Raw genomic sequence first — 15,729 nt, forward strand, 5'->3', positions numbered from 1 at the left:
GTTATAATGTATGCATTGGTCGCACGGGGTGATAATATTCTCCCGGACGGACGACTTGTGTATGCGATGCTCTTTGCTGTCGGAGCTGCGGGACTTGCATACTATATTGGATATGCGTTGTCAAAATACTGGGGACTCAGGAAGAAGAGTGGAAGAAAGAGATTGACAGCGGAGCTTGAGGAAAGCAGGGCGGAACTTGATAAGCTCTGTGCACAGCGGGATGAGATACACAGCCGCAGAACCGGGCTGCAAAGCCTTGACGGACGAAGAAGAGATATATACGAAAAACTCACACACCGGGAGAAGCTTCTTGATGAAAAGCTTCAGGAGATCCGGGTTATGAGATGTGCGATAGATGAACTGGATGGACTTTCATCATGACAGATGGGTCTGTTCAGCTTTTACTATGTGTTTTTCATTGTGAAATGTCATTACGGCAACAACCTGTATGGATCCAAGAATCAGGAGAAAACCGATCAGATCCATACGGGTGAACTGGGTTCCCAGAAAGATCCACGTCAGCAGGGCACTTGACACGGGCTCGACTGTGACAAAAAGACTCGCCTTCACGCTTCCGAGGATGCTGATGCCGAGACCGTATATTGTAAATGGGATGAGGGAGCCCACAATGGCTACCGCAAGTGAGGCTGCAATTATCCTTCCATCCATGTGAGGCAGTGAGAATGTTTTCGTGACCAGCGCAAGGAAAATGGAGGCTATGAGTGATGACCAGCCTATGATATTTACCAGACCATATTCATTGTAGAGCTTCTGAGGATAAAGGCAGTATATAGTGAAACATACCGCTGAGGTGAGTCCCCATATGAGCGCCGGCCTGGATATGGCAAGGGAATTCAGGCTGCCGTGTGTGGCGATCAGAAAGATACCTGCAAATGCACATACGACTGAGGCGGCTTCATATATATGAGGTCTCTTGTGCATGAATATTGTTGTGTACAACAGCAGCATGATTATGTATGTGAACTGGATCACTGTGCCGGTTGCGGCGTTGGAATGTTCGATGGAAGCGAAGTATGTGAACTGCACGCCCATGACACCTGAGAGTGCAAAGAACAGCATAGATATGACACTTTTAGGCTTTGACCATATGGTCAAAGCCCTTTTATCTCCCTTTACGGCGGCGATGACAAGCAGTACGACACCGGATATAAACTGTCTGATTATGGAAAGCTGTGTGGCATTTACATCTGACGACTGGAACACGTATTGTCCAAGGACTCCGCTTATGCCCCACATGATTCCGCATGACAGAACCAGTATGATTCCGAATCTCTGTGAGTGGTTGATCTGTTTTTCTGACATAACACCGCCTCTTCTCTTGTTAAAAGTGACATCATTTTACCACCGATATTTCTAATTTTCAATTATTCTTTAAACAAGGTGCCTTGGTGTCAAATGAAGGGTTGAATGCATAGAAATTCTTGTGATCGAGGGTATCTTTTACAGCCTCAAGGCATTCGCCAAATCTCTGGAAGTGCACGACCTCCCTCTCGCGCAGGAATTTGATAGGCTCATATACGTCCGGGTGATCCTTGCACAGTCTGAGAATGTTGTCGTAGGTCGACCTGGCTTTCTGCTCAGCGGCCATATCCTCAAAAAGATCTGTTATCGCGTCGCCCTTGCACTGGAATTCGCAGGCGTTAAATGGAATTCCTCCTGCCGCCTGGGGCCAGATGCCGATGGTGTGGTCGATATAATATTTGTCAAAGCCCGATGCCTTGATCTCCTCGATGCTCAGATCCCTTGTGAGCTGGTAAATGATGGTCGCAACCATCTCGAGATGGGCAAGTTCCTCGGTTCCGATGTCGGTCAGAGCCGCCTTGACCTTCTTGTCAGGCATGGAATATCTCTGCGACAGGTATCTCATCGAGGCACTCATTTCACCGTCCGGACCGCCGTATTGACTGATTATGTCCTGAGCCAGCTTTGCGTTGGTTTCCTTTATATTTATAGGAAATTGTAATCTTTTCTCATAAACCCACATTAGCAGTTACACTCTCCTTCCCATGGCCAAGGGTCATTGACCCAGTTGAAATAGTTGTTGTCAGTGACCTGATATTTGTTCAGCGGCCCATACATGTTCACGTAATCATTTATAGCCTGGGTGCGCATGCTCTGATAGTTGTCATAGCTCGAAAGTGCCTTGGTGCAGTCGGGATGAAGGTCGAGATAGAGCGCAATATCGTCAAGTGCAAAAGAGACCTCTGTGATAAAGCGCAGAAGCTGTTTTTTGTTCATTTTATTCATGGCTATTTCCCCCTTACCCCGCAGAATACCAGATTGAGATCCTTGAACATGGTGCCCTCCATCAGTCCGCATTTTGCATCGTACAGATTTTCAAAGAGCTGTTCAGGGATATAAGCCATTCCGAGCGGCCTGTCGGTTCTCACTGAAGTGGCAGTGCCGGAGTCGCAGGAGCGTGGCTTGGAGCCGGATGAGGCGGTGTATTTAACAGAGGTTCCCTGGTTATAGTAGCATCGATTCTGGCCGTTACGGCAGCAGTTTCTGTTTTGTTCCACTATAAAAGCCTCCATACATAAGTTTTCTCTGTATAAACTATGCTGGAGGCTTAAATATGTTACTGTATTTTGTCGTGTGTTAAATACCCTTCATGGAGAGCTGTATGCGTTTCTTGGCGAGGTCTATGCCGATGACCTTTACCTGGACAATGTCGCCGACGCTTACCACGTCAAGAGGGTGCTTTATGAATTTGTCGGACATCTCTGAGATGTGGACAAGTCCGTCCTGATGAACACCTATATCCACAAATGCACCGAAGTCGATCACGTTTCTGACGGTTCCCTTGAGTATCATTCCCTCTGTCAGATCCTTCATCTCAAGGACATCTCCTCTGAGGATCGGCTTTGGCATCTCGTCACGGGGATCACGGGCAGGCTTTTCAAGCTCCTTTATGATGTCGTTGAGAGTTATCGTTCCTGTTCCCAGCTCCTCAGCTAGCTTTTTGATGTTGCCGGCGGATTTTGAAAGATCCTTGAGCCTGCCGGATGCAATGTCATCGGTTGTGTAGCCGATGTGGCTCAGCAGGGCAGTGGCTATATCGTAACTCTCAGGATGTACAGATGTGGCATCCAGAGGATTTGAGCCGCCGCTTATCCTCATGAAACCTGCGCACTGTTCAAATGCCTTAGGTCCGAGCTTGGCAACCTTGAGGAGTTCCTTTCTGGTGTTGAAGCGTCCATTTGCCTCTCTGTAATCCACGATATTCTTGGCCAGCGTCTTGTTTATTCCGGAAATGTGCTCCATGAGTGGGGCAGAAGCGGTATTGAGGTCGACGCCGACTTTATTTACAGAATCCTCAACAACTGCGTCCAGGGCTTCTGTCAGCTTCTTCTGGTTCATATCGTGCTGATACTGACCGACTCCGATAGCCTTTGGATCGATCTTGACCAGCTCTGCCAGAGGATCCTGTACTCTCCTGGCGATGGAAGCCGCACTTCTCTGACCAACATCAAAATGAGGGAATTCCTCGGTTGCAAGCTTGCTGGCGGAGTAGACAGAAGCTCCTGCCTCGTTGGTTATCACGTACTGTACAGGTGTGTCAAGTTCACTGATGAGCTCGGCGATCACCATCTCTGACTCTCTGGATGCCGTACCATTTCCCACGGATATGAGAGTTATGCCGTACTTCTTTATAAGAGCATTCACAGTATTTTTAGCCTCTGCAACCTTCTTCTGAGGTGCCGTTGGGAATATGACAACGGTGTCGAGAACCTTTCCGGTCGGATCCACAACTGCGAGCTTACAGCCGGTTCTGAATGCCGGATCCCAGCCGAGCACGGTCTGTCCTGCGATAGGAGGCTGCATGAGGAGCTGCTGCAGATTCGATGCAAATACCTTGATGGCACCGTCCTCAGCGGTCTCTGTGAGGGCGTTTCTGATCTCCCTCTCTATGGCAGGGGCTATGAGCCTGTCGTAGCTGTCTGCGATCGCGTCTGAAAGTATCTGTTCGGTCTCAGGATTGTCTCTGACGATGATCTGTTTTTTCAGATATGATATTATGTCGTTGACCGGTGCCTCGATCTTTACTGTGATGAACTTTTCCTTTTCACCGCGGTTAACGGCGAGGGTTCTGTATCCGGTCATCTTGGATACAGGGGTGGAGAAGTCGTAGTACATCTCGTATACGGATTCAGCCTCCGGGTCCTTTGCTGTTGTTCTCAGCACACCGTGTCTGGTGGTGAGGTCTCTTATGTGAGTCCTGTAATCGGCGGTGTCAGATATATTTTCAGCGATTATGTCCATTGCGCCTGCGATGGCTTCGCTGGTGTCTGCAACGCCCTTCTCCTCAGACACATAAGCTTCAGCTTCCTTGACTATCGGAGTTCTGGTCATCTGCAGCATGATGATGTTTGCAAGCCCCTCCAGCCCTTTGTCCTTGGCGATGGTTGCCCTTGTCTTTCGCTTAGGCCTGTATGGTCTGTAGAGATCGTCGACCAGAACCATGGTCTCGGCCTTCTCAATGTCCGTCCTGAGCTGATCTGTAAGTTTTCCCTGCTCCTCTATACTTGCGATGACCTGAGCCTTTTTGTCCTCGAGATTTCTAAGGTATACAAGTCTTTCGTGAAGAAGACGAAGCTGTTCGTCGTTGAGGGAGCCGGTGGCTTCCTTTCTATATCTGGCGATGAATGGAATTGTGTTGCCCTCATCGATGAGTTTTACCGCTGCTTCAACCTGGCTGTCACGACAGCCTATCTCCTGAGCAATTTTCTTGATTATGTCCATGTATATACTCCTTTTGTAAAGTGTGATGTGCAAAGTAAAAAATATTTCATTGTAAATGTAAAATTTAATAGAAGCACATTTGTTAAGTATATAAAAAATGGATAGATTATTCAAGGCTGCTATGTTATACTTTGTGTAGTTTGGGATGTACTGGAAGGGATAAGAAGATGGCTGACATGACACTGGGAAAAGGCGTTGATGATATGGTTGGACCGGATGTACAGGTTTCAGAACGCATACAGCAGGCTATGGATATGGCAAAAGCATTTCATGAAGGGCAGATGCGCCGGGGAAATGGCGGTATGAAGCCTTATTATGATGAGCATATACTTGGCGTATACAATATCCTGAGAGAAGAGTGCGGGATAACCGACGAGGATATCCTCATAACTGCACTCCTTCACGACACGGTTGAAGATACAGAATGTACACTTGACGATATAGAGAATGCATTTGGTACGGACATACGCGAACAGGTGAGACTTCTGACCAGGATACAGGGGGAGCCGTTTTCCGTATATGCCAGGAGGTTATTTTCCCAGGGTTCGTACCAGACGGTGATCGTGAAGCTTGCGGACAGGCTTCACAATCTCAGAACGATAGTTTACATGCCTGATGTGAGGTGGATACAAAAGAAGATAAAGCAGTCGTATACAGACATTCTCAATCCCCTTCCCGAGGCTATGCGGAGAATAGACGGAAGATATAATGAACAGGTATATATGCTCGCAGATAAGATAGAAGAGCAGATACTGGAAGTGCAGAGAGCACTGAACCTGAAACATTCATGATAGGTTGTATCATGGATGAAGCCGGGACAGCGCTCTTTGTTTTTATCTAATAGAAAATTTTTGTCTCGTCGATGATCGTATATACGTTGTCTGAGTAGTCAAGCATTATCACGTTGCAGTTCTGCTGCAGCCCGCCTGACCAGAACTCCTCGAGCGGATGCTTTTTCACATGCATCATCATTGCTTTGTTTATCGCACCGTGGGCAACGATCATGATCCTTGAATATTTTGAGGAGAGTGGCTCCACATACTCAGTCATGAATCTGGCCGCCCGCTGGCAGAGTTCCTCAAATGATTCACCGTTTCCAACCGGGTGATAGAGCTCAGGATGCTTGAAGAAATACTGAAAATCCTGACCTCCGTCTGCCAGAAGTTCTGACATATTCTGCCCTTCCCAGTCACCAAAGCACATTTCCTTTATGAGGTCATTCTTCACAATTGGAATGTCCCTGCCGCCGACAATGAGGCTGGCTGTCTCGTAAGCCCTCTTAAGCGGACTGGAAAACACCATATCAAAGTGTGTGTCTCTCAGATTTTCTCCTGTGATCCTGGCGAGCTCTCGTCCTTTGTCGCTGAGCTCAATGTCAGTCCGGCCCTGAAGCAGCTTCTTTTTATTCCATACGGTCTCACCGTGTCTTACAATATAAATCTCCATGTGTATAGTCCTCCAAAATCAAATGTCCTCGATCTGCCAGTCGATAGGCTCGACTCCGTTTGCAACCAGGAAATCGTTGGTCTTGCTGAACGGCTTGCTTCCCCAGAAGCCCCTGTATACAGACAGTGGACTTGGGTGTGCGGACTTCAGGATCAGGTGGTGTGGGTTGTTCAGAAATGCGGCCTTCTTCTGGGCGTATGCACCCCACAGGATGAACACGATAGGTCTGTCCTGCTCGTTCAGGATCCTGATCGCTGCATCGGTAAAATGTTCCCAGCCCTTTCCCTGATGGGAACCGGCTCTGTGAGCCTGAACGGTCAGCACGGCATTGAGCATGAGGACTCCCTGGTCGGCCCACTTCTCAAGATATCCGTTATTGGGAATCTTACATCCCAGATCATCGTGAAGCTCCTGATATATGTTGACGAGCGATGGTGGTATGGTGACACCTGGTTTCACACTGAAACTCAGACCGTGTGCCTGCCCCGGCTCATGATATGGATCCTGACCGATTATCACACATTTTACATGGGATAACGGCGTTGTGTGAAATGCGTTGAATATATCATCGGCTGGTGGGTAGACAGTTTCCGTTGCGTATGCCTGTCCCACAAAATCAAACAGCTTTTTATAGTAAGGTTTCTTATATTCAGGCTTAAGATATTCAGCCCAGTCATTTGTTATTGCTGGCATATTGATACTCCTTTTTGTATACAAATATAATGATCCGAAACACAGTTATTTTATCACGGGCGGGGTGCAAAGTAAAATAAACTAATTCAAGTTTTAAGTTGTAAGAAGCAATATCACATGATATACTTACTATATCTGAGAATTGATAAAGACTTATAGAAAGGAGCATATGAGTATGGAGAAAGCATATAAGACTATGAAGCAGGTTGGAGCACTCAACATAGCACTTGGGGTTATAACGATAGTTACTGGTCTTGTAGTGGGTATACTGATGCTTACAGCAGGCGGAAGATCTCTCAAGAACAAGAGATTTATTGTCTGGTAGAACTGTTAATATATATAGGATTATAGCTAAAAGGGGTTGACATCTGACACTTGTATGTGTTAGAGTCAGCCTAGATAATGCGATGAAGAGGAGCAGTAGAATTCTGGAGATGTTCAGAGAACCGCCGGTTGGTGTGAGGCGGTGATCGATAGGGTTTGAACTCGCCTTGGAGCAGCCCGCTGAATGGCACGTCAGATGATCGTGTGAAGTAGGAAGGGACGGAGCCTGACCGTTACAGCAGGAGGGTATAAGACGGCGGTAAGTATATCGTTCATCTGTATCTGCGATGAGAGCATACATTATTGTATGAAATAGAGTGGTACCGCGTAACTTACGTCTCTATAGTGATTAGGAGATGTGAGTTTTTTTTTGCTTAAGTAGGAGGTTATATCAATGAAGAATTATCAGAATTACAAGCGTGGCTATTACATGCCGCCGGTACAGTGCACAGACTGGGTAAACAAGGAGTATATTGACAAAGCACCTATCTGGTGCAGCGTGGATCTGAGAGACGGTAATCAGGCCCTGATCGTACCTATGAGCCTTGATGAGAAGCTGGAATTTTTCAAGGAGCTTGTCAGGATCGGTTTCAAGGAGATAGAGATCGGATTCCCTGCAGCGTCCGAGACTGAGTACGAGTTCTGCCGAACACTTATAGAGCAGGATCTCATACCTGATGATGTCACGATACAGGTACTTACACAGGCAAGACCACATATCATAGAGAAGACATTTAAGGCTATAGAGGGTGCAAAGAACGTGATCGTACATCTGTACAATTCAACATCATTTGCCCAGAGACAGCAGGTGTTCAGAAAGTCAAAGGAAGAGATACTTAAGATAGCAGTGGATGGAGCAGAGCTGCTCAACAAGATGGCTGATGAGTACGGCGTTCCATATCGTTTTGAGTATTCACCGGAGAGCTTCACCGGAACAGAGGTTGACTATGCACTTGAGGTCTGCAACGCAGTTATCGATGTATGGAAGCCGACACCGGACAGAAAGGTTATAATCAACCTCCCTGCAACAGTCGAGATGTCACTTCCACATGTTTACGCAAGCCAGATAGAGTATATGAGCAAGAACCTCCACGACAGGGAGAATATTATCCTGTCACTTCATCCTCACAATGACAGAGGCTGTGGAGTGGCAGATGCAGAGCTTGGTATCCTTGCCGGCGCAGACAGAATAGAGGGAACATTATTTGGAAATGGTGAGAGAACAGGAAATGTGGACGTGATCACACTCTGCATGAACATGTTCACCCATGGAGTTGACCCTGAGATAGATCTCAGCGATATACCATCGCTCACAGAGATGTATGAGAGAGTTACAGGAATGAAGGTTTACGAGCGTTCACCATATACAGGAAAGCTTGTATTTGCCGCATTCTCAGGCTCACATCAGGATGCTATTGCCAAGGGAATGAAGTTCAGAAAAGAGCAAGGTGACGGAATGTGGACCTGTCCATATCTGCCGCTTAACCCTGAGGATATCGGAAGAAAGTATGATGGCGATGTTATTAGAATAAACAGCCAGTCAGGAAAGGGTGGAATTGGATTCATTCTCCAGACAAAGTACGGCTTTGACCTTCCTGCAAAGTTCAGAGAGGATCTGGGCTACACAGTAAAGGATGTGTCAGATAAGGAGCACAAGGAGCTCAGTCCAAAGGAAGTATTGGATATATTCCAGAATACATATGTCAATATAGATGGCCCTATCAAGATGCTTGAGAATCACTTCGTACAGGGAGATGGAATATCCACAGAGATAACTATTCTGAAGAATGGTGTGAAGAAGGTTTACCACGGCAAGGGAAATGGACGTCTGGATGCCGTGAGCAACGCTATAAAGAAGCACTTTGACATACAGTTCAAGGTCGTATGCTACGAGGAGCATTCACTCCAGACTGGCTCAAACTCACAGGCGGTTGCCTATGTCGGAGTCGAGACTGTCGATGGTAAGGTTACATGGGGCGCAGGAATAAAGAACGATATCATAGACGCATCTGTACATGCACTCGTGAGCGCCGTCAACAGAACGGGAGATCTCAATTAGATATTAAATTAGGGATTAAGATATATTGAATTACATTAAAATACCCGGATGTGCAGGCGAAATGCTTACATATCCGGGTGTTTTTTATGATTCGCTGGTCTTAAGTTTCTTATAGCAGTAACCGATGATATCCTTTCGTGTAACTATGCCGATGAACTTGTTCTGATCGTCAACCACCGGAACAAAATTCTGGACCATGGCTCTGGCTATGAGATCCTCCATGTTGGAACTGATGGATACGGAGGCGTACTCGAATTTCTTTGGAATATCATTAAGGAAGATGCTCTCTGCGGTTTTGAGCGCGTTCATCGAATTGCGCTTGCAGTACCAGAGAATGTCGCCCTCCGTTATGGTGCCGACATATTCACCGGTGTTGGATAGTATCGGTATTGCAGAATATCTGTGTATCTCCATCTTCTCAAGTATCTGTCTGAGTGAAAAACTGTCCTCAATATATGCTACATCGCTCTTAGGTGTAAGAAAAAATAAAATGTTCATGCCGATTCTCCTTGTCATATATAATTTGTAATTTTACAGCCCCATTCTGTAAATGATAAATACCATAAATATTGCTTATCGCCCATATGTAATAATTATAAAATATAATCAGTATGAGTTCAATTAAATTACTGTGAAATAATAGTGACCGGGTGCATGATAAGAAAGTATTTTCAGAATATAATCCGAAATGTGTCAGATATGTCAGAAATTGCAAAATTATGTTGTTAATTAGTAGGCGATTTGATATTATAAACTTAATATGCACTATTATAAGAGACATAAGGAGGACTGTATGGGATCGGAGAATGTTTTCCAGGAGAATCAGGAATATCTTATAAAGGCAAGGGAGCTGGTGGTGGCTATCGATGATGTGCAGGACAACCTTGAACAGGCGAGAACGGCACAGAGAAAGACCAGCAGGAGTATCTCACAGGAGGAAAAGGGCCTTTCTGATGAGATCAGTTCAACCTTGAAAAACAGAAAGAATGAGATAGAGGATGGATACGACCAGCAGCTTTCGGCGAACGGAGCCAAGATAAGGCAGCTTCAGTCAAAAAAAGATAAGAAGAAGACGGAGCGTATGGGCAACCGAATAGAGAGCGAGACGGCCTCCCTCAACGAGAGCAACAGACAGCTCAGACTCAAGGCAAAGGAGCTGTTTAAGCAGAACAATGTATCGGGCTTCTGCAATACGGGCTTCTTCTACTGTATGTTCGCTCCGTGCGGAGCAGGCGACGTGTTTAAGCTTATACTGCTTATACTCCTGTTCTGCGGATGTATACCGGCGATTGTATGCGTGGCGCTTTCATACACCATATACCAGACCGGAGTTCACACTTTGACGTATGTGGTGATCAGTCAGGCAATCGTCATAGCAGAATTTATCATATATTTTATAGTGTTCAATCTTGCCAAGGTAAAGAATCTTGAGATCGTCAATGAGGGCAGGCGGATAAGAAACAAGGTCCGCGCCAACAACAAGCAGATAAGGATCATCAGAAACTCGATAACAAGAGACAAGGATGAGAGTGTATATAATCTTGGCAAATATGATGAAAAGCTCAGCGAGCTTGAGGCGGAGCGCGAGGATATAAGCAATCGCAAGCTTGAGGCGATAAAAGTATTTGAGAATGATACAAAACAGGTTATAACTGATGAGATAACAGGAAGACGGCAGCCGAAGATCGACGCACTTAAGGCGGATCTGAAGCAGCTCGAGGAAAAGATCAATGCCATGGAGTCACAGCTTGCTGATATGCAGAGCCATCTGACTGACAGCTATGTCACATTCCTTGGCAAAGATCTGCTCACAGAAGAGAAACTCTCTGATCTTATATCGATCATGGAGGAGGGCACGGCAAGCACAGTGTCAGGCGCCATAGAGGTTTATAAGGGAGAGAGCTAGTCAGTGTGTCGATGATGACAGTATGGCGTCAGAGATGAAACGTGCCATATTGCTGACGGTATACAGCCTGGTGCTCTGAAGAAGACTCATACCTGGCTTTCCAGACAGATTTACAATCCCGGTGATGGAGATATCTCCTATCGCCGGGAGTTTTTTATTTACACCGATTCCGGGGTACAGGGGGGCGTTAGAGAGCGTGATCATACCTACATCTGAAGGACGTCCAAGGGATGCGTCGACGGCGATGATGGCGGGGGAGACAAAATGGTCGTATATATGGTGTATGGTATCGCGCAGATTGAGGGCGTGGACCGGAGCTTTTAACGTTCCGTACACTTTGAAAGGACAGTTGTGCTCTGTCAGAAAGCTGCCTGTCAGAGGGCCGAGAGCATCACCGGTAGCGCGGTCGGTTCCTATGCATAAAACCACGGTGCTGTCAGAAGGCTGCCCGCTGTCTGCCAGAAAATCCGATATTCTGGTTGAAAGCGCACGGCAGGCAAGAATGTCATTTGGATTAAAATATTCTGTTTGTCGCTGCTTCTTTTTTATCATATCAATACCCTGCCTGTGTTTTATAGTATAGAGTATTTCCAAGATTATCAAAGTTTACACAATAGATTCATAAAGCGCTCATTTACGTGATCCTGTAGATATAGGTCGTAATAGGCTGGAATATAGGGCGCAGTTACACACATCAAATGACATGATTTCCTAAAAAAGCGTCTTGTCAACATGGTATTATTCATGCATCGTTGGCGGAGCTGTAAGGGCTGATGCTTAAGAGTATAGGAGGTCGGGTGAATGATAGAGATAGTATATGATGAAGCAAATGAGATGATGAGGTCAAGCGACAGGGTGAAATATGAGCTGCCCAAGAATATACGACAGGTGGGAAATGCCCCAGGAAATTACAAGATATATGTAGAAGACTATGTCATGACATATCTGAGGAGAATTGCATCGCCGGGCAATATGAACTGCCGTGGAGCCATACTTCTCGGAAAAGTATATGATGAAAATGGCACAAAGGTGATATTTGTCAGCGGCGCAGTGGATGCACAGAATCTTGAATTTGACATATCCATGATAAAATTTGGTGACAGCGAGTGGAGCGGGATATATGCGGAGATAAACAAATACTTCGATGACCTGTCGATCGTGGGATGGTTCCTGTCCAGAATGGGTTTCTCTGCAGAGATAAACGATCAGATGAAAAGGCTGCACCGCGATAATTTCCCGGGTGAGGGAAAAATCCTGTTCCTTATGGATGCACTGGAGTGTGAGGAGGCATTTTATTATTACGATCACGGGACCCTTATGAGGGAAAAGGGATACTATATATATTATGTGAGAAATGAGAAAATGCAGAACTATATAATCAGCAGAAAGCGTGAGACTGCGGAATCTGCGACAGACAGTGTGGTAATAAAGGATAAGACGGTCGTTGAAAACTTCAGAGAGAGGGGGAAACAGACGGAGAACCGGAAGAAGAGGAGCTGGGGTACAACCGCGGCGTGCTTTGTTGCGGTATGTGCGGTGTCATTTGGAGCATTGTGGTACATATCCCCGGATACAGTGGGGCAGATAACGGACAGGCTGACAAAGGCAAAACACTCCGGTGAGGTTCAGGTGTTCATGAACAGTGCAGACACCATGGCCGGTGCTGAGAAAACAGTGGGAGGAGCTGCATCCGGAGATGCCTATACACAAAAAAATACGCCGGGATCACAGAACACGGAGGCAACTCAGAATGCGGAAGGGGTGCAGGATACAGAGATGGCACAGAAAGCAAATGGATCGCAGGATATATCAGCGGCGCAAGGCGCGGAGAATACAAGTGCTTCGGTGGAGGGAACTTCGTATGGCTCGGAATACACTTCGGACAGTGTTTCAGATGAAGCTGTAACATCAGAGATACCTTCTGTGCCGGATGATACGGAGAGCATCTATGTGGTTGAACCGGGGGACACTCTTGTGAGTATATCGATAAAGATGTACGGAACGCAGGATGGCGCAGAGAGTATAGCGGCGGTAAATGGCCTGAAGATAGATGAACCTATATATGAGGGCCAGAAATTGGTTATTCCCTATACAGATTAAAAATGCTATAATTACCATGTTTTTTTATAGTGAATAAAGAACAGAAGGAATACGGATATGAAATTTTTAACAAAAAATAAAAAAACTGCGGATAAGGAAATTGCTGCGGGCAGAGACGATGAAAAACAGGAAGTTCAGAATCAGACAGAAGATGATATGGACGAGGAAAGCCTTGCAAATGGCAGGGATAATGTCATTGAAGTAAAACGTACCATGGGCAAAAAAGGCAAAATGCTCCTCGTTATCGCAGCAATTGTGGTTGTGCTAGGACTTGTCACTGCACTTTTGAGATATAATGCGATAAAGACATACACTCAGTATGATGTGGTGTCAGCGACGGAAACATCAGGTGACAATATAGCAGATTACACGGTATTTGCGGGAAATGTGCTGAAGGTGACCAAGGACGGTGCATCTTACATAGATGAAAAAGGCGTGACAAAGTGGGATGTGAGCTATGCGATGAAGATGCCACACGCAGAGGTGTGCGGAAACTACGCGATAGTTGCGGATATGAACGGTAAAGATGTGTATGTGTTTAATGTTGACGGCGAAGTCAGCCGTCAGACTCTCGCTTACGACATCTCAAATGTTGATATTGCAGAGCAGGGAGTGTACACCCTTGTACTTGTGGGAGAAGACTGCAATTATATCAATGGATACGATAAGGACAGCAACACGATCTATGAGCTCAAGACCACGATAGATAAAAGTGGATACCCTATGGATATAGACATATCGAACGATGGACAGAAGCTGGTCACAAGTTATATGAAGATACAGGGCACAAAGGTACAGTCTGTGATAGCCATGTACAATTTTAGCTCGGTTGGACAGAATGAGAATGCTGATCGTATGATGGGAAGCTTTACAGTGGATGATGCACTGTATCCTATCGTGAAATTTACAGATAATGACAATATTGCATGTTTTGGTAATAACGATATAAGAACATACACTATGACGGAGAAACCGGAGGAGAGAGCTGTTATAGATCTCAGATCCAGGGAGATGCAGGGCGTATTCTATAATTCTTCCTGCGTGGGTTATATTGCTGTCTCGGATTCTGCCTCAAAGGCGAAATACAAAATATATATATATGACAACAAGGGTGCGCTGAAGGCTGAAGTGGACTACGACAATGCATTTGACAAAATATATGCAACTGAAGAGGAGATAATAGTCACGGGAGATATGGACTGCAGTATAATCAGGTTTAATGGAAGTATGAAATTTAATTATTCATTCACCAAGAATCTTGTAAATGTTGTGCCGGACTCAAACGAGGAGGAGTATGTGGTCATATTTGAAAATGAGACGCAGACTATTGCCCTCAAGGGCATGTAAGAGAAAGGAGAAGCGCATATGAATCTGATGTTGCTTGCGTCTGTGGCGGTTATTCTTCTGTGCGCCCTTATCGGATACAGGAGAGGTCTCATCAAAAGTGCGGTAAGTGCAGTGGGCATAGTAGGAGCGGTGATTCTGACAAATGTGCTGAATCCGTATGTAAACCAGTTCCTCTGTCAGCATACACCACTCAGAGACACCGTGAGGCAGAAGGTAGAGCAGAGCATAGGAGTGGAAGATATCAGTGAAAGTGTATCTGTCTATGAGAAAGAAGATTATCTGGAACATACAGAACTGCCGGAGATCGTGAAGAACTACATACGCAGTAACGGCGGAGACAAGATAAATGGAAAGGCGATCGGAGACTATGTGGCATATGTTGTGGATTATCTCACAGATATGGTCATGAACGGACTGTCTTATCTGTTAACCATATTTGTGGTGCTACTGCTCGTGCTGATAGCTCTTGCGTTATCGCATGTTCTGTCGGGTATCCCCGTGGTCGGTGGACTGGACAAAGCAGGAGGACTTGCTTTTGGCGTTGCACAGGCTGTGTTGTGTATATGGATCGCAATGGTTCTCATAACGTTTTTGTCGGCATTCTCAGTGGCTTCGCAGATGCTGGAAATGGTACACGACAGCAAGGCTCTCACATATCTGTACGATAAAAACATTTTTTTGAAAATAGTTATTGACATATTGGGAGATATTTAGTATAGTTTCACTTGCTGGTTGTGACCGGCACAAGTTAACATCGATTTTCTTCTTCTTTCACTGGAATATGATGACAAAGAAAATGAAAAAAGTTGTTGACATACACACTCCGGTGTGGTAATATTTAGAAGTTGTCGCCGAAGAGGTCGGACATCAGCAACCGAAAAGGTCTTGAAAAAAGATAAAAAGTTGTTGACAAAGAACTTCAGATGTGATAACATATAGAAGTTGTCGCCGAGAGGCGAGAACACAAAGAACCTTGAAAAATTAACAACATGACAACCCTGAAATTCCAAAAAAAGAATTTCAAGAACGTCGGATCAGAGATGATATCAAAGATCCAACAAACCAATAACAGTAAAGATGGTTAGGAAAA

General features: G+C 45.6%; 16 protein-coding genes, 1 pseudogene and 1 other annotated feature. Of the genes and pseudogenes, 8 read left to right on the plus strand and 9 right to left on the minus strand.

Annotated features, from left to right (window positions below; genetic code table 11):
• A pseudogene (locus tag ABUA34_RS11260) lies at positions 1-381 on the plus strand (metallophosphoesterase family protein); the annotation flags it as partial.
• Here the strand turns inward: ABUA34_RS11260 and ABUA34_RS11265 are convergent.
• The 5 genes from ABUA34_RS11265 to ABUA34_RS11285 form a co-directional block, all read right to left on the minus strand.
• A complete protein-coding gene (locus ABUA34_RS11265; RefSeq protein ID WP_349823321.1) occupies positions 376-1,323 on the minus strand; it encodes a DMT family transporter in 948 nt (315 codons plus the stop codon). The pseudogene ABUA34_RS11260 and the gene ABUA34_RS11265 overlap by 6 nt on opposite strands.
• 58 nt (positions 1,324-1,381) lie before the next feature.
• Complete coding sequence (locus ABUA34_RS11270; protein WP_015533421.1) at positions 1,382-2,005, minus strand: manganese catalase family protein; 624 nt, start codon at positions 2,003-2,005, stop codon at positions 1,382-1,384.
• Positions 2,005-2,268 (minus strand): spore coat protein CotJB, encoded by a 264-nt coding sequence (locus tag ABUA34_RS11275; protein WP_022216733.1) that lies wholly within the window; start codon positions 2,266-2,268, stop codon positions 2,005-2,007. The genes ABUA34_RS11270 and ABUA34_RS11275 overlap by 1 nt, the downstream gene beginning before the upstream one ends.
• Positions 2,269-2,270: 2 nt before the next feature.
• Positions 2,271-2,540 carry a spore coat associated protein CotJA gene (locus tag ABUA34_RS11280; RefSeq protein WP_349823322.1) on the minus strand — a complete coding sequence of 90 codons (270 nt, stop codon included), beginning with the start codon at positions 2,538-2,540 and terminating at the stop codon, positions 2,271-2,273.
• 79 nt (positions 2,541-2,619) lie between these two features.
• Complete coding sequence (locus tag ABUA34_RS11285) at positions 2,620-4,764, minus strand: Tex family protein (RefSeq protein ID WP_349823323.1); 2,145 nt, start codon at positions 4,762-4,764, stop codon at positions 2,620-2,622.
• 167 nt (positions 4,765-4,931) lie between these two features.
• Here ABUA34_RS11285 and ABUA34_RS11290 point away from each other — a divergent pair, with 167 nt between their 5' ends.
• Entirely contained in the window at positions 4,932-5,555 is a 624-nt protein-coding gene (locus ABUA34_RS11290) for an HD domain-containing protein (RefSeq protein ID WP_349823324.1), read from the plus strand.
• Positions 5,556-5,601: 46 nt separating this feature from the next.
• Here the strand turns inward: ABUA34_RS11290 and ABUA34_RS11295 are convergent, their stop codons facing one another.
• Both ABUA34_RS11295 and ABUA34_RS11300 read right to left on the minus strand, forming a co-directional pair.
• Positions 5,602-6,210, minus strand: a complete 609-nt coding sequence (locus ABUA34_RS11295; protein ID WP_022216737.1) for a histidine phosphatase family protein — start codon at positions 6,208-6,210, stop codon at positions 5,602-5,604.
• Between the two features lie 18 nt (positions 6,211-6,228).
• Positions 6,229-6,903 carry a uracil-DNA glycosylase gene (locus tag ABUA34_RS11300; protein WP_015533416.1) on the minus strand — a complete coding sequence of 225 codons (675 nt, stop codon included), beginning with the start codon at positions 6,901-6,903 and terminating at the stop codon, positions 6,229-6,231.
• 175 nt (positions 6,904-7,078) lie between these two features.
• On the opposite strand from ABUA34_RS11300, the gene ABUA34_RS11305 reads away from it, so the two are divergent.
• Both ABUA34_RS11305 and ABUA34_RS11310 read left to right on the plus strand, forming a co-directional pair.
• Entirely contained in the window at positions 7,079-7,228 is a 150-nt protein-coding gene (locus ABUA34_RS11305) for a hypothetical protein (RefSeq protein ID WP_015533415.1), read from the plus strand.
• A gap of 73 nt (positions 7,229-7,301) precedes the next feature.
• Positions 7,302-7,572: a binding site (T-box leader), on the plus strand.
• A 49-nt stretch (positions 7,573-7,621) separates the two neighbouring features.
• Complete coding sequence (locus ABUA34_RS11310; protein WP_015533414.1) at positions 7,622-9,286, plus strand: 2-isopropylmalate synthase; 1,665 nt, start codon at positions 7,622-7,624, stop codon at positions 9,284-9,286.
• An 84-nt stretch (positions 9,287-9,370) separates the two neighbouring features.
• Here ABUA34_RS11310 and ABUA34_RS11315 read toward each other — a convergent pair whose 3' ends face one another.
• Positions 9,371-9,784, minus strand: a complete 414-nt coding sequence (locus ABUA34_RS11315; protein WP_015533413.1) for a CBS domain-containing protein — start codon at positions 9,782-9,784, stop codon at positions 9,371-9,373.
• A gap of 295 nt (positions 9,785-10,079) precedes the next feature.
• On the opposite strand from ABUA34_RS11315, the gene ABUA34_RS11320 reads away from it, so the two are divergent.
• A complete protein-coding gene (locus ABUA34_RS11320; protein ID WP_173796425.1) occupies positions 10,080-11,192 on the plus strand; it encodes a hypothetical protein in 1,113 nt (370 codons plus the stop codon).
• On the opposite strand, the gene yyaC is transcribed toward ABUA34_RS11320, so the two are convergent.
• On the minus strand, positions 11,193-11,744 hold the full coding sequence (yyaC, locus tag ABUA34_RS11325; protein WP_015533411.1) for a spore protease YyaC: 552 nt from the start codon (positions 11,742-11,744) through the stop codon (positions 11,193-11,195).
• Between the two features lie 249 nt (positions 11,745-11,993).
• Between yyaC and ABUA34_RS11330 the strand changes: the two genes are divergently transcribed.
• Genes ABUA34_RS11330 through ABUA34_RS11340 form a run of 3 tightly spaced genes read left to right on the plus strand, consistent with a single transcriptional unit; the run spans position 11,994 to position 15,353 of the window.
• On the plus strand, positions 11,994-13,292 hold the full coding sequence (locus tag ABUA34_RS11330; RefSeq protein WP_349823325.1) for a LysM peptidoglycan-binding domain-containing protein: 1,299 nt from the start codon (positions 11,994-11,996) through the stop codon (positions 13,290-13,292).
• 57 nt (positions 13,293-13,349) lie between these two features.
• Positions 13,350-14,639 (plus strand): DUF5711 family protein, encoded by a 1,290-nt coding sequence (locus ABUA34_RS11335; protein ID WP_349823326.1) that lies wholly within the window; start codon positions 13,350-13,352, stop codon positions 14,637-14,639.
• Positions 14,640-14,657: 18 nt separating this feature from the next.
• A complete protein-coding gene (locus ABUA34_RS11340; protein WP_055224240.1) occupies positions 14,658-15,353 on the plus strand; it encodes a CvpA family protein in 696 nt (231 codons plus the stop codon).
• The last annotated feature ends 376 nt before the right edge of the window (positions 15,354-15,729 follow it).

It is taken from the genome of Coprococcus sp. RTP21428st1_C9_RTP21428_210409, from assembly GCF_040227395.1.
In the GTDB taxonomy this organism is placed as follows: Bacteria; Bacillota; Clostridia; order Lachnospirales; family Lachnospiraceae; genus Coprococcus; species Coprococcus aceti.

Bases quoted from the DNA above. Each gene is read 5' to 3' on its own strand.
- ABUA34_RS11310 (WP_015533414.1), top strand. From the start codon at position 7,622: ATGAAGAATTATCAGAATTACAAGCGTGGCTATTACATGCCGCCGGTA.
- ABUA34_RS11315 (WP_015533413.1), bottom strand. From the start codon at position 9,784: ATGAACATTTTATTTTTTCTTACACCTAAGAGCGATGTAGCATATATT.
- ABUA34_RS11295 (WP_022216737.1), bottom strand. From the start codon at position 6,210: ATGGAGATTTATATTGTAAGACACGGTGAGACCGTATGGAATAAAAAG.
- ABUA34_RS11285 (WP_349823323.1), bottom strand. From the start codon at position 4,764: ATGGACATAATCAAGAAAATTGCTCAGGAGATAGGCTGTCGTGACAGC.
- ABUA34_RS11330 (WP_349823325.1), top strand. From the start codon at position 11,994: ATGATAGAGATAGTATATGATGAAGCAAATGAGATGATGAGGTCAAGC.
- ABUA34_RS11305 (WP_015533415.1), top strand. From the start codon at position 7,079: ATGGAGAAAGCATATAAGACTATGAAGCAGGTTGGAGCACTCAACATA.
- ABUA34_RS11270 (WP_015533421.1), bottom strand. From the start codon at position 2,005: ATGTGGGTTTATGAGAAAAGATTACAATTTCCTATAAATATAAAGGAA.
- yyaC (WP_015533411.1), bottom strand. From the start codon at position 11,744: ATGATAAAAAAGAAGCAGCGACAAACAGAATATTTTAATCCAAATGAC.
- ABUA34_RS11275 (WP_022216733.1), bottom strand. From the start codon at position 2,268: ATGAATAAAATGAACAAAAAACAGCTTCTGCGCTTTATCACAGAGGTC.
- ABUA34_RS11290 (WP_349823324.1), top strand. From the start codon at position 4,932: ATGGCTGACATGACACTGGGAAAAGGCGTTGATGATATGGTTGGACCG.
- ABUA34_RS11300 (WP_015533416.1), bottom strand. From the start codon at position 6,903: ATGCCAGCAATAACAAATGACTGGGCTGAATATCTTAAGCCTGAATAT.
- ABUA34_RS11340 (WP_055224240.1), top strand. From the start codon at position 14,658: ATGAATCTGATGTTGCTTGCGTCTGTGGCGGTTATTCTTCTGTGCGCC.
- ABUA34_RS11335 (WP_349823326.1), top strand. From the start codon at position 13,350: ATGAAATTTTTAACAAAAAATAAAAAAACTGCGGATAAGGAAATTGCT.
- ABUA34_RS11265 (WP_349823321.1), bottom strand. From the start codon at position 1,323: ATGTCAGAAAAACAGATCAACCACTCACAGAGATTCGGAATCATACTG.
- ABUA34_RS11320 (WP_173796425.1), top strand. From the start codon at position 10,080: ATGGGATCGGAGAATGTTTTCCAGGAGAATCAGGAATATCTTATAAAG.